At 65.2% G+C, this 26,438-nt stretch carries 24 protein-coding genes; 10 read left to right on the top strand and 14 right to left on the bottom strand.

The window, feature by feature from the left end; translation table 11 throughout:
* Positions 1 to 74: 74 nt before the first annotated feature.
* Both AC07PE_RS08215 and AC07PE_RS08210 read right to left on the bottom strand, forming a co-directional pair.
* The gene (locus AC07PE_RS08215) at positions 75 to 1,655 is read right to left on the bottom strand and encodes an alkaline phosphatase D family protein (protein ID WP_498762903.1); all 1,581 of its coding nucleotides are present in this window, start codon (positions 1,653 to 1,655) and stop codon (positions 75 to 77) included.
* 4 nt (positions 1,656 to 1,659) lie between these two features.
* A complete protein-coding gene (locus AC07PE_RS08210; protein WP_498762901.1) occupies positions 1,660 to 2,094 on the bottom strand; it encodes an acyl-CoA thioesterase in 435 nt (144 codons plus the stop codon).
* Between the two features lie 62 nt (positions 2,095 to 2,156).
* Here AC07PE_RS08210 and AC07PE_RS08205 point away from each other — a divergent pair, with 62 nt between their 5' ends.
* The 3 genes from AC07PE_RS08205 to AC07PE_RS08195 all read left to right on the top strand — a co-directional run bounded on the left by AC07PE_RS08205 (position 2,157) and on the right by AC07PE_RS08195 (position 6,202).
* Positions 2,157 to 4,013 (top strand): ABCB family ABC transporter ATP-binding protein/permease, encoded by a 1,857-nt coding sequence (locus tag AC07PE_RS08205; RefSeq protein WP_498762899.1) that lies wholly within the window; start codon positions 2,157 to 2,159, stop codon positions 4,011 to 4,013.
* 8 nt (positions 4,014 to 4,021) lie between these two features.
* Positions 4,022 to 4,894, top strand: coding sequence for a Kdo hydroxylase KdoO (gene kdoO / locus AC07PE_RS08200; RefSeq protein ID WP_498762897.1), 873 nt, complete (start codon positions 4,022 to 4,024; stop codon positions 4,892 to 4,894).
* Positions 4,895 to 5,041: 147 nt separating this feature from the next.
* Positions 5,042 to 6,202, top strand: a complete 1,161-nt coding sequence (locus AC07PE_RS08195; protein ID WP_498762895.1) for an NADH:flavin oxidoreductase/NADH oxidase — start codon at positions 5,042 to 5,044, stop codon at positions 6,200 to 6,202.
* Positions 6,203 to 6,212: 10 nt separating this feature from the next.
* Here the strand turns inward: AC07PE_RS08195 and AC07PE_RS08190 are convergent, their stop codons facing one another.
* Positions 6,213 to 7,373, bottom strand: a complete 1,161-nt coding sequence (locus AC07PE_RS08190) for a low temperature requirement protein A (RefSeq protein ID WP_498762893.1) — start codon at positions 7,371 to 7,373, stop codon at positions 6,213 to 6,215.
* A gap of 297 nt (positions 7,374 to 7,670) precedes the next feature.
* Between AC07PE_RS08190 and AC07PE_RS08185 the strand changes: the two genes are divergently transcribed.
* A complete protein-coding gene (locus AC07PE_RS08185; protein ID WP_498762891.1) occupies positions 7,671 to 8,015 on the top strand; it encodes a DUF5335 domain-containing protein in 345 nt (114 codons plus the stop codon).
* Here AC07PE_RS08185 and AC07PE_RS08180 read toward each other — a convergent pair.
* From AC07PE_RS08180 to AC07PE_RS08160, 5 genes are all read right to left on the bottom strand, one after another.
* Positions 7,997 to 8,980, bottom strand: a complete 984-nt coding sequence (locus AC07PE_RS08180; RefSeq protein ID WP_498762890.1) for an LLM class oxidoreductase — start codon at positions 8,978 to 8,980, stop codon at positions 7,997 to 7,999. The two genes, AC07PE_RS08185 and AC07PE_RS08180, sit on opposite strands and share 19 nt — an antisense overlap.
* Positions 8,981 to 9,008: 28 nt before the next feature.
* A complete protein-coding gene (locus AC07PE_RS08175; RefSeq protein ID WP_498762889.1) occupies positions 9,009 to 9,437 on the bottom strand; it encodes a PRC-barrel domain-containing protein in 429 nt (142 codons plus the stop codon).
* A gap of 37 nt (positions 9,438 to 9,474) precedes the next feature.
* Complete coding sequence (locus AC07PE_RS08170; protein ID WP_498762888.1) at positions 9,475 to 10,050, bottom strand: DsbA family protein; 576 nt, start codon at positions 10,048 to 10,050, stop codon at positions 9,475 to 9,477.
* Positions 10,047 to 10,520, bottom strand: coding sequence for a redoxin domain-containing protein (locus AC07PE_RS08165; protein WP_498762887.1), 474 nt, complete (start codon positions 10,518 to 10,520; stop codon positions 10,047 to 10,049). Before AC07PE_RS08165 ends, AC07PE_RS08170 begins: the two co-directional genes overlap by 4 nt.
* 94 nt (positions 10,521 to 10,614) lie before the next feature.
* Entirely contained in the window at positions 10,615 to 12,960 is a 2,346-nt protein-coding gene (locus AC07PE_RS08160) for a bifunctional diguanylate cyclase/phosphodiesterase (RefSeq protein WP_498762886.1), read from the bottom strand.
* Positions 12,961 to 13,229: 269 nt separating this feature from the next.
* On the opposite strand from AC07PE_RS08160, the gene AC07PE_RS08155 reads away from it, so the two are divergent.
* On the top strand, positions 13,230 to 14,378 hold the full coding sequence (locus AC07PE_RS08155) for a glutathione-independent formaldehyde dehydrogenase (protein ID WP_498762885.1): 1,149 nt from the start codon (positions 13,230 to 13,232) through the stop codon (positions 14,376 to 14,378).
* Between the two features lie 90 nt (positions 14,379 to 14,468).
* Here AC07PE_RS08155 and AC07PE_RS08150 read toward each other — a convergent pair whose 3' ends face one another.
* The 3 genes from AC07PE_RS08150 to AC07PE_RS08140 form a co-directional block, all read right to left on the bottom strand.
* Entirely contained in the window at positions 14,469 to 15,059 is a 591-nt protein-coding gene (locus tag AC07PE_RS08150; protein WP_498762884.1) for a hypothetical protein, read from the bottom strand.
* A gap of 10 nt (positions 15,060 to 15,069) precedes the next feature.
* Complete coding sequence (locus tag AC07PE_RS08145) at positions 15,070 to 16,254, bottom strand: zinc-dependent alcohol dehydrogenase (RefSeq protein WP_498762883.1); 1,185 nt, start codon at positions 16,252 to 16,254, stop codon at positions 15,070 to 15,072.
* Positions 16,255 to 16,345: 91 nt separating this feature from the next.
* On the bottom strand, positions 16,346 to 17,239 hold the full coding sequence (locus AC07PE_RS08140) for a LysR family transcriptional regulator (protein ID WP_498762882.1): 894 nt from the start codon (positions 17,237 to 17,239) through the stop codon (positions 16,346 to 16,348).
* Between the two features lie 204 nt (positions 17,240 to 17,443).
* Here AC07PE_RS08140 and AC07PE_RS08135 point away from each other — a divergent pair, with 204 nt between their 5' ends.
* From AC07PE_RS08135 to AC07PE_RS08120, 4 genes are all read left to right on the top strand, one after another.
* Positions 17,444 to 18,139, top strand: coding sequence for an RraA family protein (locus AC07PE_RS08135; protein WP_498762881.1), 696 nt, complete (start codon positions 17,444 to 17,446; stop codon positions 18,137 to 18,139).
* Positions 18,140 to 18,147: 8 nt separating this feature from the next.
* Positions 18,148 to 19,083, top strand: a complete 936-nt coding sequence (locus AC07PE_RS08130; RefSeq protein WP_498763027.1) for a hydroxyacid dehydrogenase — start codon at positions 18,148 to 18,150, stop codon at positions 19,081 to 19,083.
* A 66-nt stretch (positions 19,084 to 19,149) separates the two neighbouring features.
* Positions 19,150 to 20,472, top strand: a complete 1,323-nt coding sequence (locus tag AC07PE_RS08125; RefSeq protein ID WP_498762880.1) for an MFS transporter — start codon at positions 19,150 to 19,152, stop codon at positions 20,470 to 20,472.
* A 139-nt stretch (positions 20,473 to 20,611) separates the two neighbouring features.
* Positions 20,612 to 21,667, top strand: a complete 1,056-nt coding sequence (locus AC07PE_RS08120; RefSeq protein WP_498762879.1) for a porin — start codon at positions 20,612 to 20,614, stop codon at positions 21,665 to 21,667.
* A gap of 102 nt (positions 21,668 to 21,769) precedes the next feature.
* On the opposite strand, the gene AC07PE_RS08115 is transcribed toward AC07PE_RS08120, so the two are convergent.
* The gene (locus AC07PE_RS08115) at positions 21,770 to 22,849 is read right to left on the bottom strand and encodes a type II asparaginase (protein WP_498762878.1); all 1,080 of its coding nucleotides are present in this window, start codon (positions 22,847 to 22,849) and stop codon (positions 21,770 to 21,772) included.
* Positions 22,850 to 23,016: 167 nt separating this feature from the next.
* Positions 23,017 to 24,288: a dicarboxylate/amino acid:cation symporter gene (locus AC07PE_RS08110; RefSeq protein ID WP_498762877.1), complete on the bottom strand. Its 1,272-nt coding sequence runs from the start codon at positions 24,286 to 24,288 to the stop codon at positions 23,017 to 23,019.
* 171 nt (positions 24,289 to 24,459) lie between these two features.
* On the opposite strand from AC07PE_RS08110, the gene AC07PE_RS08105 reads away from it, so the two are divergent.
* On the top strand, positions 24,460 to 25,185 hold the full coding sequence (locus AC07PE_RS08105; RefSeq protein ID WP_498762876.1) for an amino acid ABC transporter ATP-binding protein: 726 nt from the start codon (positions 24,460 to 24,462) through the stop codon (positions 25,183 to 25,185).
* On the opposite strand, the gene AC07PE_RS08100 is transcribed toward AC07PE_RS08105, so the two are convergent.
* Positions 25,175 to 26,371: a GAF domain-containing sensor histidine kinase gene (locus AC07PE_RS08100; protein WP_498762875.1), complete on the bottom strand. Its 1,197-nt coding sequence runs from the start codon at positions 26,369 to 26,371 to the stop codon at positions 25,175 to 25,177. The genes AC07PE_RS08105 and AC07PE_RS08100 overlap by 11 nt on opposite strands.
* Between the last annotated feature and the right edge of the window lie 67 nt (positions 26,372 to 26,438).

Below are 26,438 nucleotides of genomic sequence, written 5' to 3'. Positions count from 1 at the left end.
TATTCGACCTTACGGCTTCTGTAACTCAGTATGGATTCCCGCCTCCGCGGGAATGACGTTTACAGGCCGCAGGCCTAACTCGACGTCATCTCCACCCCAGCCCGCCCATCCGCCACCCGAAACGCCGCCAGCTCCCGCTGCGCGGTCTTCGGATCCCGCACCTCATCCAGTCCCATGAAGCGGGTCCGGGTCTCCTTCGGCGTCACCTCCATCAGCATGTAGCCGCGCCTGTCGCTGCGCCCGAACTTGATGTGCGGGTTCATCGCCACGTATTGCGCGGTGCGTTCCTGCGGCCGCGAGCTCGAGGTCACCGAGGTGCCGACGAATTCGGTGGCGATCAGGGGATTGTCGCGTGAGGCCGGGCGGCTGAAGTCGGCGCGCAGTTCGGTCGCGTAGAAGGTGTGCACATCCCCGCCCAGCACCAGCGGGTTGCTCGCGCGCTTAGACACCAGCGCATCGAACAGGCGCCGGCGCGCTGCCGGATAGCCATCCCAGCCATCGGTCCAGAAGCGCCCGCCGTCGCTGGCCACGATCGGCACCTGGGTCGACTGCGCCATCAGGGTCTGCTGCGCGAGGATATTCCAGCGCGCCCGCGAGCTTTGCAGGCCTTCCTGCAGCCAGGCTTCCTGCTCCAGGCCCAGCATGCTGCGCGAGGGGGCGAGGAGTAGCGGGCAGGCGCGCGGGCCCACCGAATTCGAGCCGCCCAGGCGCTTGCCGGGGCAGGCCTGATACGCGCGGTACTGGCGGTCGTCCAGCACGTGGAAGCGCACCAGTCGTCCCCAGTCGTAGCGCTGGAACATGCGCACATTCCCGAAGTTCTGGGGCGGCGGCAGGCGCAGCGGCATGTGTTCGTAGAAGGCTTGATAAGCAGCTGCACGGCGCAAGGCGAAATCGCCCGATGCGCGCTCGTCGCGGTCGGCGGCGTAGTCGTTGGCCACCTCGTGGTCGTCCCAGGTCACGATCCAGGGCGCGGCCAGGTGGGCCGCCTGCAGGTCCGGGTCGCTCTTGTACTGGGCGTAGCGCTGGCGGTAGCTGGCCAGATTGAAGGATTCGTTCTGGCGCACCGCGCGTTGCGGATGCTGCAGCTGGAAGGCGCCCCATTCGTAGATATAGTCGCCGAGGAAGGCGACCAGGTCGGGCGCGGCTTCCGCGATGTAGCGGTGCGCCGCATAGCTGCCGAATTCCCAGTGCTGGCAGGAGGCCACGGCCAGCTTGAGCACGTCCGGCATGCTGCCGGCTGCCGGCGCGGTGCGGGTGCGCCCGACCGGGCTGACGGCGTCGCCGAACATGAAGCGGTACCAGTACCAGCGCCCTGGCTGCAGGCCCGTCACGTTGACGCGCACGCTGTGCGCCAGCTCCGGCGTCGCCACCGCGCTGCCTTTCGCCACGATGCGGCGGAATGCTTCATCCTGCGCGACTTCCCAGCGCAGGGGTACGGCCAGCTTGGGCGCCGAGTTGGCGTCCAATGGATCCGGCAGGATGCGGGTCCAGAGGATCACGGAATCGGGCAGCGGCGAACCGGAGGCCACGCCCAGGCTGAACGGATAGCCGGCCGCGTTCGATGGCGCCGCGCGCAGCACGGATGGGCTGGCAGCAGTAAACGCCGCGGCCAGGCGCGCCGCATCCAGCAGGAACAGGCGGCGCTGCGGCTGCATCGGTTTAGTTCTCGATCAACGCTTCGAGCGGCGGCAGCTGGCGCGGCTTGCGGTCCGCGCCGGTGGCGACATAGGTGAGGGTGGCTTCGGTCACTTTGACAACGTTGGTCTGCAGGCGGTTGCGCTCCGCATAGACCTCGACGTAGACGGTGATCGAGGTATTGCCGACCTTGACGATGTCGGCGTAGAAGGACAGCAGGTCGCCGACGAAGACCGGGTTCTTGAACAGGAAGGAATTCACGGCAATGGTGGCAACGCGGCCATTCGCGCGGCGCACGGCCGGCAGCGAGCCGGCGACGTCGACCTGGGCCATGATCCAGCCGCCGAACACGTCGCCGTAGACGTTGGCATCGGAGGGGGCAGGCATCATCCGCAGCACCGGCATCTTTCCTTCAGGCAGGCGGGTGGTGGATGGCGTCTGGTTTTCTGGCTGGGTCATCTTGAAATCTCGGTAAAAGCTACAATCGTCCCAGATTGAACCATAAATAGAGAATTCCTGTCATGCGACGCTCTCCTCCGAACTCATCCTTGCCGCCCGCCGGTGACCCGAATGCCAAGCGCAACGACTGGGCCGTGATCGGCACGCTGCTGCCCTATCTGTGGGTCTACAAATGGCGCGTCATGGCCGCGATGGTATGCCTGATCGGCGCCAAGGTCGCCAACATCGGCGTGCCGCTGGTGCTGAAGAATATCGTCGACAGCCTCAGCATCTCGCCATCCAACCCCTATGCGCTGCTGGTGCTGCCGCTCGGTGCGCTGCTGGCCTATGGTGCGCTGCGCTTCTCGACCACGCTGTTCACCGAGCTGCGCGAATTCCTGTTCGCGCGCGTCACCCAGCGCGCGGTGCGCACCATCGCATTGAGAGTGTTCCGCCACCTGCACGCGCTGTCGCTGCGCTTCCACCTGAACCGCCAGACCGGCGGCATGACGCGCGACATCGAGCGCGGCACGCGCGGCGTGAGTTCGCTGGTGTCCTATTCGCTGTTCTCGATTTTGCCGACCCTGGTCGAGATCACGCTGGTGCTGGGCTACCTGGCCGCGCGCTACGACAAGTGGTTCTCGATCATTACTGCGGTGGCGCTGGTCACCTACATCACCTTCACCATCGTCGTCACCGAATGGCGTACCCACTTCCGGCGCACGATGAACGAGCTCGATTCGAAGGCCAACACCAAGGCCATCGACTCGCTGATCAACTACGAGACCGTCAAGTACTTCGGCAACGAGGACTACGAGGCCAAGCGCTACGACGAAGGCCTGCAGAGCTACGAGCGCGCCGCCGTGCGTTCGCAGACCTCGCTGTCCTTTTTGAACTCGGGCCAGTCGCTGATCATCGCCGCCGCCGTCACCGCCATCCTGTGGCGTGCGACCCAGGGTGTGATCGACAAGAGCATGACCCTGGGCGACCTGGTGCTGGTGAACTCCTTCATGCTGCAGCTGTACATTCCGCTCAACTTCCTGGGCGTGATCTACCGCGAGATCAAGCAGAGCCTGGCCGACATGGAGCGCCTGTTCGGCCTTCTCGAGCAGCACCGCGAAGTGGCCGATTCGCCGGATGCGAAACCGCTGGTGACGCATGGCGCGAAGGTCGAGTTCTCGCATGTCGAGTTCAACTACGATCCCAAGCGCCAGATCCTGTTCGACGTCGATTTCAGCATCCCGGCCGGCACCACCACCGCCGTGGTCGGCCACAGCGGCTCGGGCAAGTCCACCTTGTCGCGCCTGCTGTTCCGCTTCTACGACGTGCAGCAGGGCGCGATCAGCATCGACGGCCAGGACATCCGCAATGTGACCCAGGACTCGCTGCGCCACGCGATCGGCATCGTGCCCCAGGATACGGTGCTGTTCAACGACACCATCGAATACAACATCGCCTACGGCCGTCCGGGCGCCAGCCGCGAGGACATCGTGGCGGCGGCGCGTGCAGCGTCCATCCATGACTTCATCGAAAGCCTGCCCGACGGCTATGCGACAATGGTGGGTGAGCGCGGCCTGAAGCTGTCCGGCGGCGAGAAGCAGCGGGTCGCGATCGCGCGCACGCTGCTGAAGAACCCGGCCATCCTGATCTTCGACGAAGCGACGTCGGCCCTCGACTCCAAGTCGGAGCAGGCGATCCAGGCGCAGCTGAAGGAAATCGCGAAGCAGCGCACGACCCTGGTGATCGCGCACCGCCTGTCGACCATCGCCGATGCGCACCAGATCCTGGTGCTCGACCACGGCCGCATCGTCGAACGCGGTACGCACGCCCAGCTGATCGCGCAGCGCGGGCTATATCAACAGATGTGGGACCGGCAGCAGGCAAGACAGGACGAAGACCTGGCATCGCCGCCGCTGGAACTGGAACAGAACCTGGAATAAGAGTCACTATGGAAAAGCAGATCGTCGAGATCGACATGCAAGCGGTCGGCCACGGCAATCCGGCCTGGATCGCCGCGCTGGAAGCGGGGAAGGTGTTGTACTTCCCGAACTTCGGGGAGCACGGCTTTGCGCCGCAGAAGGAAGAGCTGGCGCTGTTCCGCGAAGACATCCGCGACCCCAAGGTCCGCAACATCAGCCTGGACCCTGCTGGCCGCCTGAAAGGCGTGATCGGCGACGATGCCACCCAGGCGCTGGCTACCGGCATGGTCAAGCGCTTCCGCGACGAGGCCGAGGGCCTGCTGGGCAAGCTGGTGCCGCGCTATACCGAACACCTGCGCCGCGGTTCGGCCAGCTTCCGACCGTCGAAAGTCGAGACCCGCGTGCAGTCCTGGCGCGCCGACGACCGCCGCCTGCACGTCGACGCGTTTCCCTCGCGCCCGAACCGCGGCGAGCGCCTGCTGCGCGTCTTCACCAATGTGAACCTGGAAGGCGTGCCGCGCGTGTGGCGCGTCGGCGAACCCTTCGAGGATGTGGCGCGCCGCTTCCTGCCGCGCGTGAAACCCTATGTGGCGTGGCAGGCGAAAGCCTTGAATGCGCTGCACGTGACCAAGTCGCTGCGCAGCGAGTACGATCACCTGATGCTGCAGCTGCACGACGGCATGAAGTCCGACCTCGACTACCAGAAGAACGCGCCGCAGGAGACTTTCGGCTTCCCGCCCGGCTGCGCCTGGGTGTGCTTCTCGGACCAGACCTCGCACTCGGTGATGTCGGGGCAGTTCATGATGGAATACACGGCGCAGCTGTCGCCGGCGCAGCAGTACGACAAGGACGCCAGTCCGCTGGCGATCCTGACGCGCTTGCAGGGGCACGCGCTGGTGTGAGTCAGCCCAGCAAGCCGTGCTCGAGCGCGTAGCGCGTCAGTTCGGCATTGCTCTTCGTGGGGCGCAATCCAGGTTTGCGGGGCCTGCGCAACTCAAGCCTCGAACCCTTGTCTAAACCGGTCACGTATCTGAATCCGGAGGCAAGTGATGAACCCAAATGTTGCCCAGTCTCCTGACATGGCCGCGCACGGCTCCCTGGCGGACGCCTCCCACGACCGGGAGGTACCGGAGGCCGACCTGCTCAGTCCGCTGAACCTGCGGGGCGTGGTGCTGCGCAACCGTATCGCGATGGCACCCATGTGCCAGTATTCCGCCGAGGATGGGTTCGCCAACGATTGGCACCTGGTGCACCTGGGCAGCCGCGCGGTCGGCGGAACGGCCCTCGTGATGGTCGAGGCCACCGCCGTCAGCCCGGACGGCCGCATCACCCCGGGCGATGTGGGCATCTGGAGCGACGCCCACATCGAGCCGCTGGCAAGGATAGCCCGTTTCGTCCACAGCCAGGGTGCGGTCGCGGGTATCCAGCTGGCACATGCCGGCCGCAAGGCCAGCACTGCAGCGCCTTGGGAAGGCGGCGCAACACTGAAGACCAGCGCCGAAGGCGGCTGGCAGGTGGTGGCGCCCAGCGCGATTCCTTTCCATCCGGACGATCCGCTGCCCGTCGCGCTGGACAAACAGGGCATCGATGGCATCGTCGACATGTTCGAGGCGGCGGCGCGCCGGTCGCTTGCGGCCGGATTCAAGCTGCTGGAAATCCACGCTGCGCACGGCTATTTGCTGCACCAGTTCCTGTCGCCCCACAGCAACCGGCGGGACGACGAGTACGGCGGCAGCCTGGACAACCGGATGCGCCTGGTGCTGCGCGTAACCGAGCGCGTGCGTACCGTGATGCCCGACGAGCTGCCGCTCTTCGTGCGGCTCTCCGCTACCGACTGGACGGCGGACGGCTGGGATATCGAGCAATCGGTGGAATTGTCGCGGCGGCTCAAGGCAGCCGGCGTGGACCTGATCGACGTCTCGACCGGCGGCAACCTGCCGACCGCACGCATCCCCGTGGCCAAGCGCTACCAGGTGCCATGCAGCCGCAGGATTCGTGACGGCGCGGATATCCCGACCGGTGCAGTGGGGCTGATCACCGATCCCAGGGAAGCCGACGAAATCGTCACCGGGGGCGATGCGGACCTGGTGCTGGTCGGGCGCGAACTGCTGCGTGAACCGTACTGGGCGCTGAAGGCCCAGCATGCGTTCGAGGAAGAGCCTGCATGGCCGGTGCAGTACGGCTACGCGGTGAAGCGTCGGACCAAGTGAAGACCCATGCTCATGACCGGTCTCCTTTGATGGCGCTGCTGTGCGGATGGTCGCGAAGCCTGGCGGCGACGTTCAGGTATTTGAGACTGAGGAAGGCATAACAGATCACCGCGGCGGTCAGACCGAGCAGGATGTAGCCGGTTCCGGGCAATAGCAGGGCAAACCCGGACAAGGCGAAGACGACCAGGGTGTTGATGACCAGCTGGGACCGCAGCTCGGGGCGCTCCATGAAATAGCCGTACTGCTTGCCAATGAAAAAGCTGAGCGCGCCGATGACCGACAGTACCCGGAAATCGGATAGCGCCATGTCGTCCAGGATCGCGTGCCGGATCAGGTTCGCCAGGATCGACAGCCCGATGAAGACGAAAAAGTGCGAGTACAGGACCGAATGGCCGGTCGTGAGCTTCTGCCTGGTCAGCAGGTGGAAACTGTCAAAGTAGACCCACCAGATGCCCGATATCATCACGAAGCCGGTGGCGGCGGTCAGCAGCCTCTCCACGGTCCAGCTGATGTCGGCCAGTCCCGTCGACAGGCTGCTGACGGACTCTCCCAGTATGATGATCGTGAGCAGGCCCACACGCTCGATCAGGTGTTCGGTATGCACGGGAATGACCTGGAGCCGGCGCCGCAAAAAAAAGATGAAGGCCAGCAGATCGAACAGTATTCCAAGGTAAAACACGCCGTATCGCTGTGGCGCCGGGAACAGGACCGACGCCAGGCTGATGGTGGCGCCGGCGACGATCACCCAGCCAACTGCCGTTGTGAGTTCCACGCTTTCCTTGTGCCGGTATTTGGACACGAAATACATCATCGCAATGACGTATTTCGAACCGGCGTAGCAGACGACGATGGCGTTGAAGCTGGCCACGAATCGTTGGTCGATCAAGCCCGAGACGATAATCAGCAGGAACATGATGAACAGGGTGGCCAGCCGATGCTTGCGGTCATCCGCGTCGAACCGGTTGGCATACATCGTGTGGCTGGCCCAAAGCCACCACAGGGGTATGAAAATCAGCACGAATTTCCAGAACTGGAGCGGGTCGAGGTGACCCTCGTGCGTGTGGCTCAGGATGTGTGTGACGTCATCGATCGTCACCACAAAAATCAGGTCGAAGAAACACTCGAGCCAGGTGGCGTGGCGATTCGGGTCGAAATATTTTGTGTTGTGCATATCGCCTGCTCAAGCAGCTTGTCCACCGTAATTGGCAAGGACCGCCTCGGCTCGCCGGTGGCGTGATACATCGCGTTGGCCACAACCGCAGCCGATACTAGCAAAAAGCTGGCGGCCGAGCGGCGCACGATTGGCAGGCATGCGCGCGCCTTGCCTTGCACCTGCAGCGAATTCAAAGCGCGCTACGCGGTCTAAACAAAACCGCTTGCCGGCTGCGACGTAGGTGTGCGGGGTTTGCCGGCGTGCCGGGCAGGCGCAGCCGGCGTTTCGTGAACCGCAAAACGTGGAGGTAAGCTGATGGCCACAGTCAAACTCGACAAAGGGGTATGGCACACCTACTTTGACCGAATTACGAAGCAGGTGGGGGGCAAGCAGGCCGAGATCGAGGTCGCATCGCTGAACATCGGCGACCAGATCGAAGCCGAGTGGGTGCCCTTGCTGGGCATTACCTACGATCCGAAAAACGATCTGGTGGAGGTGCTGCTGGAGGGGCTCGACCACCTGATCCGAAACCCGCGCGACATCTTCGTCGACCAGGGACCTGCCGGATTGACGAGCATGGAAGTGATCGACACCGACGACGTGCGGCAGATTATCCGGCTGCGCGATCCGCTCATGCTGCCTTACTCGCCGTCCCCTTGACCGGCTGTCAGCTGCGGCAGGATCTCCTGGCCGATCTCTTCGAGTACGTCGCCGGCCTTGCGCGCGCCGTACTTGAAGTTCAGGATGACGTGGTTGACCCCGATCGAGCGCAGCGCCTCCAGAAAGCGCAGGACAAAGTGCCGGCCGGCGCGATAGCCCAGGTGGATCGGCGTTGGCGCCGCGTCGGGATCGTCGCTCAGGTCGACATAGAACGATTGCATGAACGGTTTGAAGACGCCGGGTGCCGCAGTTTCCACCGCGGCGCGCCAGTGCGCCGCGACTTCGGCCTGGCGCTGGATGCCGCGCGGGTAGGTGATCCACCCGTCCGCATTTTTCGCGATCCATTCCAGCGGCTGCCCGCTGTGACCGGTGACGAGCATCGGCACCGGCGTGATCGGCTTGGGTACGAGATCCGCGGTCCCGGCCAGCGAGCCGTTGGGCCACTGGAGTTTCGGGAACTCCTCGGCGAGGACGGTGCGCACGACGCGCAGGTTGTCGCGGAACAGGGCGGCACGCTGCTCAAAGTCGATGCCGAAGGCCGGAAACTCGACCGGCCTGTCGCCGGAGGCAATGCCGAGAACCAGACGGTTGCCCGAGAGCCGGTCGATCGAGGCCACGCCCTTGGCGGTATGCAAGGGGTGGCGCAGGGTGAGGACCAGGGCGCCGGTCGCCAGCGCGATCTCGCTGGTGTGCGCCGCGATCCAGCCCAGATAGACCCACGGGTCGTAGACCTGGCCCACGTCGCCGAAGCTGGGGTCGCGCAGCGGCACGTCGCGGCACCACAGCGCGGCGTATCCAAGCTCCTCGGCGCGGCGGGCCAGGCCTTCCTGGCCGATCATCGTCGGCTGGTCGCCGGCGAAGGCCTCGATCGGGAAGAACACGCCGAGCGTCAGCCGGCCCGGCGCAAACATGCGCTGAAAGCCTTTGGAATCGCTGGGCTTTGCCGTCCGGTTCACTGTCAGCATGTCGGCCACCGATGGGGCGGTGTGCTTGTTACTTCTTCTGGTACACAAACGGCGGCATGGCCTTGAGCGCATCCTTCGTCGCCCCGGGCAGCATCAGCTGCTTGTTCTGAAGCTTCAACTGCTCCATCGGGATGGCAACGTCGCGGTTGCCGATGCCCAGGAATCCACCCACGCTGATAATGGCAAACGAGGCGGCGGGCGTGCTGCCATCCTTGCTTGGAGAAATGATCAGGTCGTCGATCTTGCCGATCTTTTCGTTCTTGTCATTGACCACCGGCTTGCCGGTCAGGTCTCGCTTGGCGCTCCACCCAAGGACGACAACATCCATCACGGCGACCCCGATGGGCGCTCTGCCGGCAACCGGAGCGGCGGGGGCCTGCGCCGGCGCCTGTGCCGATGCAAGGCCCATGCAAAGGGATACAGCCGACATCGATAAGACTGCGATCGTGCGTTTCATGACGCCTCCTCTCTGCTTAGTTCATGTCAAAACCCACTCAGTGCGCCCTCGGCCTTGGGGCATGCCGCCCCTTCGTCACGTGCGGGGCATGCGCCTGCGCGGCGAAGCGCAGCGCCTCGATCAGCGCCTCGTCGTCGAAGCTGCCTTCATACGGCTCGCCGTTGATGAAAAAGCTTGGTGTGCCCGCCGCGCCGCTGCGCACGGCGCTCATGAAGTCCTCTTTCACCCTGGGCAGGAAGCGGTGAGACTGCACATCGTCGACGAAACGCTGCATGTCGAGCCCGAGGCGCTGCCCCAGCCGCGTCAGCAGCGCAGGGCCGAGCAGGTCCTGGTTCTCGTAGATCAGGTCGTGCATGGGCCAGAACTTGCCTTGCGCCCCCGCCGCCTCGGCCGCCTCGGCCGCCGGTTGCGCCATCGGGTGGATCTGCGTCAGCGGCATGTGGCGGAACGCGAAACGCACGTCGTCACCCATCGTCGCCAGCACGTTCTTCAAATAAAAATGCGCCGCCCTGCAGTGCGGGCATTGGAAATCGCCATACTCGACCAGCGTCACCGGCGCATCGTCCGGTCCCAGCACGTGGTCGGTCTGATCGACCGGCTTTGCTAAACTCATGATGTCCTCCCATCCATTTGTTCCAGTGTCTTGAGGATGCCGTCGGCGCCCGGATTGATGCCGATCGGCGAAACATACGCCCAGCGAATCACGCCTTCCTCATCGATGACGAACAAGGCCCGTTCGCTTACCCCTTCCTTGGTCCGGTACACGCCGTAGTCGCGCGCAACGCCGCCCTTGGGCTCGAAGTCGGCCAGCAGCGCAAGTTTGTAGCCGCGCTGCTCGCGAAAGGCAGCATGGCACCAGGCGCCGTCCACTGAAATGCCGATGCAGATGGCCTTGTGTTTGGCGAACTCGTCGCGCAATTCGTTGTAGAGCGCCAGCTGGTCGCCGCAGACCGGGCTCCAGTCGGCCGGATAGAACGCGAGGATCACACGCTGGCCGCGAAAGTCCGAGAGTGTTACGCGCTGGTCGGGCGTCGAATTCAGTTCGAACTCCGGGGCCGGTGTGCCCGCCTTTAATGCTTCCATGCTCAGCTCCCCGTGCGTTTGAAATATCCACTAAGCGTACGACGGGAGGGAACGAGCTAAAGTTCCACTATTGCTTCGGAAAGCAAGCGCCTGCTCATGGCTTGCAGATGACCGCCGCCGCGGCGTCGGCCGGCAAGGCCTTGGCGCACAGGTAGCCCTGATAGGCATCGCAGCCGTGCTCGAACAGGAAGTCGCGCTGGGCTACCGTTTCGACGCCTTCGGCCAGCACGCGCAAGCCCAGGCTGCGGCCCAGCGCGATGATCGTGCGGGCGATGACCGCATCGTTCTGGTTGGTCAGGAGGTCCAGCACGAAGGAGCGGTCGATCTTGAGCATGTCCAGCGGCAGCTGCTTGAGGTAGGCGAGCGAGGAATAGCCGGTGCCGAAGTCGTCCAGCGCAAAGCTCACGCCGTGCGTCTTGAGCACATTCATCTTGGCGATCGTGTCGTCGACGTTCTCCAGCACCGAGGTTTCGGTCAGTTCGAGCTTGAGCCGGTGCGCATCGATCCCCGCCGCCGCCACCAGCTCCAGCACCTGGGCGACGAATTGCGGGTGGTGGAACTGGCGCGCGCTGACATTCACCGCGACCTCGATCTGCGCGGTCACTGGACTGGCGGCCCAGGCCAGCAGTTGGTCGCAGGCCTTCTTCAGCACCCACTGCCCGAGGGCCAGCACCAGGCCGGTTTCCTCGGCGAGCGGGATGAATTCGACGGGCGAGACCATGCCGCGCATCGGATGGCGCCAGCGCACCAGTGCTTCGACGCCGGTGACCTGGCCGTGGCGGTCGATCTGCGGCTGGTAATGCAGGTCGAACTCGCGTTCGCACTGGCGCAAGGCCTGGCGCAGGTCGTTCTCGAGCGCCATGCGCGCCGACAGCGCGGCCTGCATGCCCGGGTTGAAGAGGCGCAGCGTGTTGCGGCCCGCGCTCTTGGCCTCGTACATCGCCATGTCCGCGCGCTTGAGCAGCTCGCCGATGTCATCCCTGGCGTCGCTGAACAGCACGATGCCGATGCTCGCCGTGCTGTGGTGGCAGTATTGCTCGAGCTTGTAAGGCTGGCGCAGCATCATGAGCATGCGCTCGCCCACCGTCCGGGCATGGGCGCATGCGCGCTCCATGTCCGTGCTCATCCCCTCGAGCAGCACGACGTACTCGTCGCCGCCGAAGCGCGAAACGGTGTCGTGGTGACTGACGCATCCGTGCAGGCGCTGCGCCACCTGCCTGAGCAACTGGTCGCCCACCGCATGCCCGAGGGTGTCGTTGAGCGACTTGAAATTATCCAGATCGATGAAAAACAGCGCGTTGGAGCAGGGACGCTGCGCGTGGTCGTCGAGCGCCCGCTGCAGCCGCTCCATCAACAGCTGGCGGTTCGGCAGCTGGGTCAGCGCGTCGTAATAGGCCAAGTATTCGATCCGGCGTTCGGCCTGGCGGCGCTCGGTCAGGTCGACCATGGAGCCGATCATGCGCGTGGCGCGCCCGCCGGCGTCGCGGATGATGTAGCCGCGGTCCAGCACGAAGGCGACCGAGCCGTCCTTGCGCAGGAAGCGGTATTCGTCCATCCACTGGTCATCATGGCCCTCGATGGCGGAGCGGATGTGGCTGACGACGCGTTCCCGCTCGTCCGGGTGGATGTGCTCCGACCATGCGCGGATCGGCCCCGAAAAATCGGTCATGGTGTAGCCGAACACGGGTTCGATGCTGTCGCTGGCCCACAGACTGTCGTCTTCCAGGTTCCAGTCCCACACCACGTCGGTGGTGGCATGGGCGATGGTGCGGAAGCGTTCTTCGCTGATGCGCAGCGACTCCTCGGTCTTGCGCGCCTCGGTGACGTCGCGGAAGTAGACGGTGAGGCCCTCGTCGGAAGGATAGGCGCGCACCTCGGACAGCGTCTGGTAGGGCGCGTAGTATTCCTCGAACACGACGGTGCGCTTTTCGCGCAGCGCGCGATGGAATTCGCAGTAGCCGATCTGGCCCTTGAGCGCGCTGAACTCGTCCCACAGCACCTTGCCGAGCAGCTGCGCACGCGGACGCTTGAACAGCCGCTCGGCCATGCAGGCCGCCCGTTGTTCGGCCTTGCGCCGGTCGCCGATGTCCTCGACCGTGCCCAGGTAGAGCGCGCGGCCGTCGCTCGCGCGCAGCAGCTCGGCGCGCGCGAGCACATGCCGTTCTTCGCCCGAGGGGCGCACAATCCGGTACCCGAGATCGAGCCGCATCCCGGCCTGCAGCGCCGCGTGCACGGTGTCGCTCACGTGCTGCCGCTCGTCCGGGTGCACGCACTGCAGGACATCGTCCAGGCGATACACGGCCGGCCCGAGACCGTAGATGGCGCAGGCCGCATCCGACAAGGCGAGCCTCATGTCGCGCAGATCCATTTCCCAGAAACCGAATTGGCCTGCGGACTTGCCGATGTTCGGCGCATCGTCTGAACGCTGGTCTGGAGGCATGGCAAGCAGCTGATAAGGGGACGCCTACAGGTAGACCATCGGTCCCCGAGTCCGTTCCCCAGGAGTGCGCGCCGGCATTGCGATTGCCATCGATTGGCGGTGCGCGCGGGCATGAAGGGCAATCGCCGGTTGCTATTGGTCGACCGGTGGCTAATATGGGTTGATGGTCCCGCGGGTCCGCCTGCGGGTTCACCGACATACCGCCGGACGTGGCATTGCGTCCTTTCTTGCGGGGCAGGCTATTGCCTGGCGAATCACAGGAGTAGACTATGAAAGCTGTTGTCTATCGAGGTCCTCACCAGGTGGCCGTCGAAAACGTGCCGGATCCGAAAATCGAACGTCCGACCGACGCCATCGTCAAAATCACCACCACCAACATCTGCGGCTCCGACCTGCACATGTACGAAGGCAGAACCGATTTCGAGCAGGGCCGCGTCTTCGGCCACGAAAACCTGGGCGTGGTCCAGGAAGTGGGACCGGCGGTCGAACGGCTCAAGCCCGGGGACTGGGTATGCCTGCCTTTCAACATCAGCTGCGGCCATTGCAAGAACTGCGAGCGCGGCCTGACCGCGTACTGCCTCAATGCAAACCAGCCCGGCATGGCCGGCGGCGCCTTCGGCTTTGCCGATATGGGGCCATGGCCGGGCGGCCAGGCCGAATACCTGCGGGTGCCGTGGGCCGACTTCATGGCCCTCAAGCTGCCGCCGGACGCGAAGGAGAAGCAGACCGACTACGTGATGTGCGCCGACATCTTCCCGACCGGTTGGCACGCGACCGAGCTGGCCGGCATGAAGCCCGGCGATGCGGTTGTCATCTACGGCTCCGGCCCGGTGGGCCTGATGGCCGCGCACTCGGCGATGATCAAGGGGGCCTGCAGCGTGATGGTGGTCGACTGCCATCCCGACCGCCTCAAGCTCGCCAAGTCGATCGGCGCGATCCCGATCGACTACTCGAAGGAAGACCCGGTGCAGCGGGTCATGGACCTGACCCACGGGCAGGGCGCGGACGCCGGTTGCGAATGCGTCGGCTACCAGTGCCACGACCCCGCGCCGCATCGGCACGAGGACCCCAAGCTCACGATGAACAACCTGGTCTCCTCGGTCAAGTTCACCGGCGGCATCGGCGTGGTCGGCGTGTTCGTTCCGCAGGACCCGGGCGCGCCCTACGAACTGGCGAAAAAAGGGATGATCGAGTTTGCATGGGGCATGTGCTGGTTCAAGGGACAGCGCATCGCCACCGGCCAGTGCAACGTCAAGGCCTACAACCGGCAACTGCGTGACCTGATCCACGCGGGCCGCGCCAAGCCGTCGTTCATCGTTTCCCATGAACTGAAGCTGGACCAGGCGCCGGACGCCTACCAGCACTTCGACGTGCGCGACCACGGCTGGACCAAGGTGGTCCTGCACCCCGGTTCCTAGCGGCGCAGTGCGGTCATCCGCGAAAAGCCCCGCGATCCTGCGACGAGCGCGGGACCGTGGGTTCGCCCGGCCGGTCCGGGCGTCGCGGGATCAGTAACGCGCGCGGCGTTTCATCAGGACCATGATGCCGCCCACCACCGCAGTGGTGATCAGTGCCTTGCGCACCAGCCCGGCCGGATTGTGGCGCAGTTCTGCCCGGATTCCCATCTCCCCGAGCACATTGGGTACGTGGCCTTGCCGCAGGTCGTCGACGATGCCCTCGACCATGTTGACGCGGTCGGCGGCGAGCAGCATCAGCCAGTGGCGCAGGTCGTTCTCCGGCAGCTTGTAGGCGAAGCGGCGGATCGCGCCCGACAGCCACTTCGGCGGCTGGGCGGTGCCGAAGATGGGCGTGATGCCCGGCCGCTCCGGCGAGCAGAACACTTCGACGGTCTGCGCCTGCTGTACCGGCTGTCCCTGCGGCACGTGGATGAAGCGTGGCGGCGTGCGTTCCATCGGAATGGCCGGACGGTTCTTGTGGTCGAGGTCCGAGCCCCAGCCGGGGATGCGCTGCAGCTCTTCGCGGGGCGGCGTGTGCCGCTTCAGGTCGTAGTCGATCTGGCGCTCGTAGTCCACGTGGCCGTAGTGCTGCGGATGGCGCCGCTGCTCGGCGAGATCACGCTGGGCGATGTCGTTTTCCATGGCTGCTCCTTCAGTGAATGACGCTGCCCGCCGTCGCCCGCGCCGCACCGGCGCGCGGTGGAATCAGCACGGTCTTGATGCAGTTGTCGTACTTGCTCGAGAAGATGTGGTACGCGTCCGAAACCTCCTCCAGCGGTACCCGGTGGGTGATGATTTCTTTCGGGTTCAGGTGCCCCTGGCGGATGTGCTCGATCAGGTGGGGCACGTGTCGCTTGACCGCGGCCTGGTTCATGCGCAGCGTGAGCCCCTTGTTCAGGGCGTTGCCGATCGGGACGGCATTGAAGGTCGGCCCGTAGACGCCGACGATCGACACGTTGCCGGCCTTGCGTACCGAGTTGATGGCCCAGAACAGCGCGGTTGCCGCGCCCGCCTGCAGCATGGTCCAGCGTCCGGTGATCGTCTGGCTCAGGCTGCCCGACGCCTCGCAGCCGACGGCATCGATGCACACGTCCGCGCCCAGCCAGTCCGTCATCTTCTTGATGTGCAGGGCGACGTCGCCCACCTCGCGGAAATTGATGATTTCGGCGGGGGCATAGCGCCGCACGAAATCGAGCCGGTAGTCGACATGGTCGACCACGATGACACGGCCGGCGCCGAACAGCCAGGCCGACCTGGCGGCGAAGATGCCCACCGGCCCGGCGCCGAACACCACCACGGTGTCGCCTTCGTGGATGTCGCCCATCTCGGCGGCCTGGTAGCCGGTCGGCAGCGCATCCGTCAGCAGCACCGCGTCGTCGTCGACGATGTCCTCGGGGATCTTGTACGGCCCCACGTCGGCCATGGGCACGCGCACGAACTCGGCCTGGCCGCCGTCGTAGCCGCCGGTGGTGTGCGAATAACCGTAGATGCCGCCGGCCGCGGTCGCTTCCGGATTGGTGTTGTGGCAGTTGCTGTACAGTTCGCGCTGGCAGAAGAAGCAGGAGCCGCAGAACAGGTTGAACGGCACCAGCACGCGGTCGCCCGCCTTGAGCGTCTCGACCGCCGAGCCGACCTCTTCGACGATGCCGACGAATTCATGGCCGAAGGTGTGCCCGATGCGCGTGTCCGGCACCAGCCCATGGTACAGGTGCAGGTCGGAGCCGCAGATGCAGGCGCGCGTCACGCGGACGATGGCGTCGCCCGGGTGCTCGATCACGGGATCCGGTTTTTGCGAGGCCCGGATGCGGTATGGTCCACGATAGTTCGTTGCTAGCATAAAACCTCCTGTCAGGAATGCTCCGCGCGTCCGCAGGTGCGGGCGCTGTGCGGAGGAGGTTTGACACCGGGGATGGCGATACGTGCCCCGCTCAGGTCACCAGCAGATCCTTGCCGTGCGCGCGCAGGATATCGGCGGTGCGCACCGCGACCGGCGACAGGTAGCCGCTCTGGCGGTAGGCCAGGCCGAGGCGCCGCGGCATCTGCGACCCGGCCAGTTCCACCTCGCGCACGCGGGCCCTGCCTGCCACCAGGTTCAGGCGCGACACGAAACCCAGCAAAGCCGTCTTCTCGAGTATGGGCAGGATCGCGTTCAGCACATTCGACTCGATCTGCACCTGCGGCCGCGGCAGGCCATGCCGTTCGAAGGTCTGGTCCAGCCATTGGCGCGAGGCGACCATCGTCGCCGGCAGCATCCATTTGTAGTCCAGCAGGCTGGCGAGCGTGCAGGGCGCGTCGAACACGGGATGGTTCTCGCTTGCCATCACCACCACCGTGTCTTCCGCAATTTTCTCCCAGACGATATCCGGATCGGTTTCCTGCATCGGGCCCAGGACGAGATCCAGGTCGCCGTCGCGCAGGCTGGTCATCAGGTTGGCGTTCATCGCCACGGCCAGGTTGATCTTGATGCCGGGCGCCTCGTGCAGCAGTTGCTGGAACACGGCGGGCATCAGGTGTTCGGCCAGTGTGGGCACGCAGCCGAGGCGCACGGTCCCTTGCAGGCCGCCGGCGTAATCCTGCATCTCACGCGCGGTCTCTTCCACCATCAGCGCCATCTGGCGCGTGCGCCTGACCAGCACCTCGCCGGCGGCGGTCAGGCGCATGCCGCGTCCATCCTTTTCGAACAGCTTCGCACCCAGGTCTTCTTCCAGGCGGTCGATGCACTTGGTCAGCGCCGGCTGGGTGCGGTGCAGGCGTTCGGCGGCCCGTCCGAGGTGGCCTTCCTCGGCGATGACTTCGAAATATTTAAGGTCGCGGAAGTCCATCTATATATTCCTGAAAGTTTAAGAATGCGAAAAATAAGTGAATATACATTATAGGTTGTCCTTCCTATACTCGGCTCATACAAGACACTGCCTTAAAAAAAAGCAGCCGACGACGAGGAGACACTCATGGTCATTCGCATTTCGCGTGCCTTTCCGCGCACGTCTCCCATCCCGGCTGTCTTCTCTTAACCACGAGGACACACCATGAGCCATACCAGCCCGCCCGACGTCATCCGCAACATCGAACGCATCGCTCCCGACCTGGTCGAGCGCGCCGCGCAGTATCCGTCTTCCATCCTGGCCGACGTCGCCGGCCGCCGCGGCGCCCTGAGCAGCCGTATCGCACCGCTGGCGCCCAGCATGCGCCTGGCCGGTTCCGCGCTGACGGTCGAAGTGCGCCCCGGCGACAACCTGATGATCCATGCGGCGATGGCGATCGCGAAGCCGGGCGACGTGCTGGTCATCGACGGCAAGGGCGACGACACCTCCGCGCTGATGGGCGAGATCATGGTCAGCCAGTGCATGGCGATCGGCATCGCCGGCATCGTCGTCTACGGCGCCGTGCGCGACGTCGAGGCGATCCGCGCGCTGGGCTTCCCGATGTACGCCACCGGCGCGAATCCGAACGGCCCGACCAAGCAGGTGCCGGGCCGGATCAACTGGCCGGTGTCGGTGGGCGGCGTGACCGTGCGCCCGGGCGACCTGGTGGTCGGCGACGCCGACGGCATCGTCATCGTCGAACCGGTCAAGGTGCCGGCCATGCTGGAAGCCGCCAAACAGAAGCTGGCCTATGAAACCGCGCGCATCGAAGGCATCCGCAGCGGCACCGAGCTGCGTCCGGCCTGGCTCGATGACGCCCTGCGCAAGGCCGGCGTGCTGGCCGAAGGAGAGACGCTGTGAGCGCCGTCCTGAAAGAGCAGCATCAACGCGACGTGGTGCTGGTCACCGGCGCCGACCTGGCCGAGAAGGCGGTCGCGCTGCTGTCGTCGTATGAGTTGGTCTACGCCGGCAAGACGCCGACCGAGGACGACTTGCTCGCCCTGTGCCGCCAGCACCAGCCGGTCGCGATCATCGTGCGCTACGGCCGCATCACCGAGCGCGTGATCGATGCCTGCACCCGCCTGCGCGTGATCTCCAAGCACGGTTCCGGCACCGACACCATCGACAAGGATGCGGCGGCCAAGCGCGGCATCGCCGTCAAGGCGGCGGTCGGCGCCAATGCGGCGGCCGTGGCCGAACATGCCTGGGCGCTGATCCTGGCCTGCGCCAAGAACGTCACGGAACTCGACCAGCGCATGCACGCGGGCCACTGGGACAAGGCCACGCACAAGAGCCTGGAGCTGAACGGCCGCACGCTCGGCCTGGTGGGCCTGGGTGCGATCGGTGCGCGCGTCGCCACCACCGGCATCGCACTGGGCATGCGCGTGATCGCCCACGATCCGTTCGCGGCCGCCGCGCCGGCCGGCGTCGAGCTGCTGCCGCTGGCGGAAGTCATCGCCGGCGCGGACGTGCTGTCGCTGCATTGCCCGCTCACCAAGGACAACGCCAACATGCTGAACGCCGGCACCCTGGCCACCATGCGCCCGGGCGCGATCGTGGTCAACACGGCGCGCGGCGGTCTGGTCGACGAAGCCGCGCTGGCGGACGCCCTGCGCAGCGGCGCCCTGCGCGCCGCAGGCCTGGACAGCTTCCAGGTCGAGCCTTTCATCCCCGATCACCCCTTCACCGCGATCCCGAACGCCATCCTGTCGCCGCATATCGGCGGCGTGACCGGCGACGCCTATGTCGGCATGGGCACGGCGGCGGCGAACAACGTACTGGCGGTACTGGAACAACAAGTCTGACGCTGCACCAAAAAACCACAAGCGCGCGCCAAGACGCGCTTTAACGATTACAGTTACGGAGACGACATGAGCGATACCGACACCACATCACGCCTCGAGGCGGACACCATGCGCAAGGTCACCTGGCGCATCATCCCCTTCCTGACCATCTGCTACCTGCTGGCCCTGATCGACCGCGGGAACATCGGCATGGCTGCCCTGCAGATGAACGACGACCTTGGCATCACCAAGAAGGTGTTCGGCTTTGCCGGCAGCCTGTTCTTCATCGCCTACTTCCTGTTCGAGGTGCCCAGCAATCTGGCGCTGCAGAAGTTCGGCGCGCGCAAATGGATCGCCCGGATCATGATCACCTGGGGCCTGGTGTCCGCCGGCATGGCCTTCGTCCAGGGCCAGAACTCGCTGTTCGTCATGCGCTTCCTGCTCGGCGCCGCCGAAGCCGGCTTCTTCCCCGGCGTGGTGCTGTACATGACCTACTGGTTCCCTGCCGCCTACCGCGCGCGCATGGTCGCCATCTTCATGGTCGCCGTGCCGATGGGCAGCTTCATCGGCTCGCCGCTGTCCGCACTGCTGCTGCAGGCGGACGGCCTGCTCGGCATGCGCGGCTGGCACTGGCTGTTCATCCTCGAAGGCCTGCCGACGGTGCTGCTGGGCTTTGTCTGCCTGTTCTTCCTGACCGACCGTCCGGAACAAGCCAAATGGCTGTCGGCGGAGCAGCGCAGCTGGCTGACCACTCGCCTGGACAAGGAGCGCCAGGACAAGAAGGCCGTGGGTCATACCTCGATCTGGAAGCTGTTCCGCAGCAAGGAAGTGCTGGGCATGGCCCTGGTCTGCTCGGCCGCCTCGGCCGCCGGCACCGTCCTCGGCGTGTGGCAGCCGCAGCTGCTCAAATCCTTCGGCCTGACCACCATGCAGATCGGCCTCGTGAATTCGGTGCCTTACGTGACCGCCGCGGTCCTGATGATCCTGTGGGGCCGCCATTCGGACAAGACGGCGGAGCGCCGCTGGCACACCGCCATCCCGCTGGCCCTGATCGGCGGCGGCATGCTGGGCACCCTGCTCACGGGCGCGCTCTGGCCGACGGTGTTCCTGCTGTCCTGCATCCTGGTCGGCGCCTACTCCTTCAAGGGACCGTTCTGGGCCCTGAGCTCGAGCTGGATTTCTTCCACGTCGGCGGCCGCCGGCCTGGCCGGCATCAATGCCGCATCGAACCTGATCGGCGGCGGCCTGATGGTCAACGTCTACGGCTGGATCAAGGAAGAAACCGGCAGCTACGCACTGGCCCTGTTGCCGATCGCCGGCCTCGCGCTGGCCAGCATCATCACGCTGCTGGTCCTGAGCAGCAACGCCAGCCAGGCGGCGCGCAAGGCCGCGCTCAAGGCGACCGCGTAGGCGTTCCAACCCGGCGCTTCATCCGGGTGGCCGCGCAGGCCACCCACTCCCGTTTCATCTTCACCGGCAGTCCGCGGAGGGACGCGCACGTCCCCCGTTCACACATAAAACAAGAAACCTACCAAGCAGGAGACAATGCATGACAACCCGTATCCGTTTGCTGATACTGGCGCTCGCGGCCGCGTGCCCGGCCGCCGCGCTCGCCCAATCCAAGGTCCAGGTCTACGGCTCGATCGATGCCGGCTTGCGTTACCAGACCAATGTCGATGCCGCCGGGAAGGGCATGCTTACCATGGGCACCGGTAACTTTTATTCGAACCGGCTCGGCTTTCGCGGCGTGGAACAGCTCGGCAATGGATTGAACGCCCACTTCCAGCTCGAGAGCGGCTTCAAGAGCAGCACCGGTGAGCTGGACAACACCAACAACGTCCTGTTCAACCGGACCGCTGCGGTCGGCGTGGGCGGCGCCTGGGGCTCGGTCGATGTCGGCCGCCAGTACACGATCGGCTTCAGGACCGAAAAATTCCTCGACCCCTTCGACCACGCTTACACCGGCCTCATCCCGCTGTCTTCCGGCGCCGGTACCACGCTGCCGGCGGCAGCCAAGACGGCCGGCTTGAGCGCGTCTTCGTCGTCGGGCACGCGTTACAACAATGACGTCCAGTACGCGGGCAGCTTCGGCGACCTGACCCTGCGCGCCGAATACGCGCTGGGCGAGGTCGCGGGCGACGTCAATAAAGGCAGCGCCAAGGCAGTGGGATTCAGCTACAAGGGCGGCAGGCTGCTGGCGGCGGGCGCCTATACCTACAAGCAGACGGCTACCGGCTTTGCCAACCACGCCTTCGTCGCCGGCGGCGGCGTGAAAGTCGGCGGGGTGACCGCCAAGCTGTCCATGTCGCGCGAGCGCCAGGACACCGCCACCGCCGCGACCTACCAGAACACGACGCGCTTCGGCGGCCTCAGCTACGATGTCGGGGCCTGGAACTTCACCGGTGCGGTGTACCGCTCAAGCTACGACAGCCCGGTGGGGGACGGCACCCGCGAGTTGCGCGTCCTTGGCACCAGCTATGCGCTGTCCAAGCGCAGCAACCTGTATGCGGAAGTCGACACCAACCGTTACGGCGGCGCCTTGATTCCGGCGTCGAAGCAGGCGCGCCAGCGCGGGATGTCGGTGGGTTTGAACCACCTGTTTTGAGAAGTAAAAAAGCCGCCCGGATCGAGCGGCTTTGGTAGGGTGGGCACACTGTGCCCACGGCCCTTCGAATCGGCGGCGTGGGCACGGGGTGCCCACCCTACATCAATAAGTGTAGAACATCCGCTGAATCTCCCTGGTGCTGTTCGTCTTCGTCAACGCCAGCATCAGCAAAATACGAGCCTTCTGCGGATTCAGGGTATCCGACACGACGAAGTCCAGCTCGTCGTCATTCGCTTCGCCATTGCGCGCCACGATGCCCTGGCCGACGCGGCTCGAACGCACCACGATCACGCCCTTCTGGCGCGCGCTCGATAAGGCAGGGCGCACCTTGGTCGGCAGGCTGCCGTCGCCGACGCCGGCGTGGACCAGGCCCTTGACGCCGGCGGCGACGAAGGCGTTGACGGCGGTCGGGCCGACGTTGGCATAGGTGTAGGCGATTTCCACGGCCGGCAGCGCATCGAGTTTCGAAATGTCGAACTCGGTGTCGACGGTGTGCTTGCGCGTCGAGGCGCGGTAGAAGTGCGCCTGGTTGCCGACCACGTAGCCCAGCATGCCCAGCTCCGGCGACTTGAAGGTGTCCGTGGTGACGGTGTTGGTCTTGGTGACTTCGCGCGCGGCGTTGATCTGGTCGTTCATCACCACCAGCACGCCCTTGCCGACGGCGTCTGCGCTGCCGGCGGTCAGCACCGCGTTGTACAGGTTGATCGGGCCGTCGGCCGAGATCGCGGTCGAGGGACGCATCGCGCCGACCACCACCACCGGCTTTTTGCTCTTGACGACCAGGTTCAGGAAGTAGGCGGTTTCCTCGATGGTATCGGTGCCGTGGGTGATCACGATGCCGTCCACGTTCGGCTGCGCCAGCAGGGTGTTGACGCGCTTGGCCAGCACCAGCCACTGCTCGTTGCCCATGTTCTCGCTGGCGATCTGGAAGACCTGCTCGCCGCTCACGCGGGCGACCTTCTGCAGCTCCGGCACGGCCTTGATCAGGGCGTCGACGCCCACCGTGGCGGCGGTGTAGCCGACGGTGGTGGTGCTGGTCGCGCCGGTGCCGGCGATGGTGCCGCCGGTGGCGAGGATCACGACGTTCGGCAGTTTTGCCGGGGCGGACTGGGCTTGCGCGCCGAGTGCGAACAGGCAGAGGAAGAGCGCGAACAGGGAGCGCGCGGATTGCAGATAAGTCATGGGATCTCCGTAATTTCACGTCGTTCCCGCGAAGGCGGGAACCCAAGTTGTACGCGTACCTGCACACTTACCTTGGATTCCCGCCTTCGCGGGAATGACGGTCTCAAAGGCGTCGTTAAAAAAAAGGCTTTCCATCGCTGGAAAGCCTTGTCGGTTCAGTCTCCGCTTCAGCGCAGCGGCGAGGTCGCAATATCCTTCTCGGCCAGGGCCGGATTGGTCAGCTCTCCCTCCCACTTCGCGACCACGGCGGTGGCGATGCCGTTGCCGATCACGTTGGTGGCCGAGCGCGCCATGTCCAGGAAGTGGTCGATGCCCAGCAGGAGCAGCAGGCCGGCTTCCGGGATGTGGAACTGGTTCAGGGTGGCGGCGATCACCACCAGCGAGGCGCGCGGCACGCCGGCCATGCCCTTCGAGGTCAGCATCAGCACCAGCATCATGGTCAACTGGGTCGACAGCGGCACTTCGATGCCGTAGGCCTGGGCGATGAAGATGGTGGCGAAGGTGCAGTACATCATCGAGCCGTCGAGGTTGAACGAATAACCGATCGGCAGTACGAAGGCGGCCAGGCGGTTCTTCACGCCGAAGCGCTCCAGGCCTTCCAGGGTTTTCGGGAACGCAGCTTCCGACGAGGCGCAGGTGAAGGCCAGGATGGTCGGCTCGCGCAGTTCGCGCAGCAGCTGCAGGATGCGCGGGCCGACGAACAGGACGCCGGCTGCGATCAGCACGAGCCACAGCAGCGCGATGCCGAGGTAGAACTCGCCCATGAACACGCCATAGGTCGACAGCACGCCGACGCCGCTCTTGGCGATCACGCTGGCGACCGCGGCGAACACCGCGACCGGCGCGAAGTTCATGACGTAGCCGGTCACCTTCAGCATCACGTGGGCGGCGCCGTCGATGGCGTCGATCAGCGGGGTGGCGCGCGCGCCGACGGCGGCGGCGCCGGTGCCGAAGAAGATCGAGAAGATCACGATCTGCAGGATCTCGTTCTTGGCCATGCCGTCCACGATCGAGGACGGCACCAGGTGGGTGATGAATTCCTTGAGCGTCAGGCCGGTGACGGCGATGCCCGAGGACTCGGTCACGGCCGGCAGGTGGCCGGCGGCGGCCATCGCGTCGCCCGGACGGAACAGGTTTACCAGGACCAGGCCCAGGGTCAGCGACAGGATCGAGGCGATGATGAACCAGCCCAGCGCCTTCACGCCGATGCGGCCGACTTCCGAGGCGTCACCCATCTTGGCGATGCCGACCACCAGGGTCGAGAACACCAGCGGCGCGATGATCATCTTGATCAGGCGGAGGAAGAGGGTGGTCACCAGCGACAGCGTGTCGGCGAAGCCGGCGGGATCCGCAAAGTTAGTGTGCGCGATATAGCCGACGGCGATGCCGAGCACCAGCCCCACGAGGATATAAGTGGTCAGGCGGTTTCGATTGTTCATAGGGCTTCCTTCTGGTGATGGCGGCGGCGCGGTGGAGAACAGGGGAGATCGTCCGTCCCGTTCCCTGGCTTATCGGGCACAATGCTGACTATCTTGACAAGTTCCGCAGTATCCTAGGGGCCGATGGTGCTGTCAAGCACGCTCAAACGCATACAACACGCACATAAGCACATGATTGAAATAGACAATGTCAGCAAGTGGTATGGAACATTCCAGGTCCTCGGCGACTGCAGCACGCGGGTGGAGCGCGGCGACGTGGTGGTGGTCTGCGGCCCCTCCGGTTCCGGCAAGTCGACCCTGATCAAGACCGTCAACGGCCTCGAGCCCTTCCAGCAGGGCAGCATCCGCGTCGACGGCACTTCCGTCGGCGACCCGGCCACCCGCCTGCCGGCGCTGCGCGCGAAGATCGGCATGGTGTTCCAGAATTTCGAGCTGTTCCCGCACCTGTCCGTGCGCGACAACCTGAACCTGGCCCAGATGAAGGTGCTGAAGCGCTCACGCGACGAAGCCACCGCCAACGGCCTGAAATACCTGGAGCGGGTCGGCCTGCTGGCGCATCAGGACAAATTCCCCAGCCAGCTCTCGGGCGGCCAGCAGCAGCGCGTGGCGATCGCGCGGGCGCTGGCGATGGACCCGATCGCGATGCTGTTCGACGAGCCGACTTCCGCGCTCGATCCGGAAATGGTGGGCGAGGTGCTGGACGTGATGACCGGCCTGGCCCAGGACGGCATGACCATGATGGTGGTGACCCACGAGATGGGCTTTGCGCGCCGGGTGGCGGACCGCATCCTGTTCATGGACCACGGCCGCATCGTCGAGGAGAGCGCCAAGGACGACTTCTTCACGGCGCCGAAGTCGGAGCGCGCGCGCGAATTCCTGGCGCGGATTATTCACTGAGCGCGGCGAAATCCATCCTGCGCACTGTGTAGATGAAGGACGTCGCCTTGTCGGAGGTGACGACATCGATGCTGCCGCCGTGCGAGCGTGCGATCTCGGACACGATGAACAGGCCGAGGCCGAGCCCTTCGCGGGCCACTTTGACCGAGCCGCGCCAGAACGGCTTGAACAGTTGGCGCCTGACTTCGTCCGGGATACGCGGACCGGCATTCGTGATCGTCAGCTGGAATACGCCGTTCGCCTCGCTGGCCGTGACCTCGACCGGGGAGGCGGGATCGCCGTGCACCAGCGCATTGTTGAGCAGGTTGGACAGCAGCTGCCCCATGCGGCCGCGATCGCACAGCAGGGTCGCGATCGGCTGCAGATGCGCCTCGATGCGCCGCTCCGGATGCACGCCGCGCAGTTCCTCGATGACCTGCCGGAAGGCCAGCTGCAGATTGTCCTCGCGGCGCAGCTCGAGGGCGATGCCGCCGCCCATGCGTCCGCGTGTGAAGTCGACCACGTCGTCGACCAGCGCCGAAATGCGGTGCGCGCTGCGCCCGATATGGTCGAGCAGGGCCCGCATGCCGCTGTCGGGTTCCTTGCGCTTGCCGACTTCCACGGCCATCAGGATCGATCCGAGCGGCGTGCGCAAATCGTGGCCGAGCACCGCGATGAACTGCTCGCGCAGCTCCGCGGTTTCGCGTTCGTCGGCCAGCAGGCTGCGGGTATCCGCCAGCTGCGCATCGGCATCCATCTGCAGCGAAATCAACTGGGCGAACAGGGTCATGCTGGAGGTGATGGCCGGCGTCGACAGCGTGGCCGGCGCCGGGTCGAGACCGCAGAGGGTGCCGAAGTAGTCGCCGTTCTGGCGGAAGATCGGGATCGAGATATAGCTCTCGAAACCATAGATGCGCGGCGTATGGTGATCGCGGTAGGTGTCGTCGGTACTGACGTGGTTGATGATGATGGCCTTGCCGGTGTCGCGCACTTCCTCGCACAGGGTGGTCGTCACATCGAGCCCGTCGCCGACTTTCAAGCCGAAATCGAGCCTGTCGAGCACGGCGCAGGTGGTCCAGGAATCGCGCGTGACACGCGCGATACAGACGAACCTCAGCCCGGTCGTGGCGGCAACCGTCTCCAGGATGGTGGGGACTGCGCCGATGGCCTGGATGGCGGCCACGTCGCGTAAGACACGGTCCTGCATTGGCGGCCTTTTATCTACTATCGTATGAAGACGATATGCTAGCACCGTGTCTGCCCGGATGACAGCC

Source organism: Telluria sp. GW821-FHT07G12, assembly GCF_059418525.1.
Note: the sequence above shows the minus strand (reverse complement) of the source record. Positions and strands in the feature narration are given on the sequence as shown.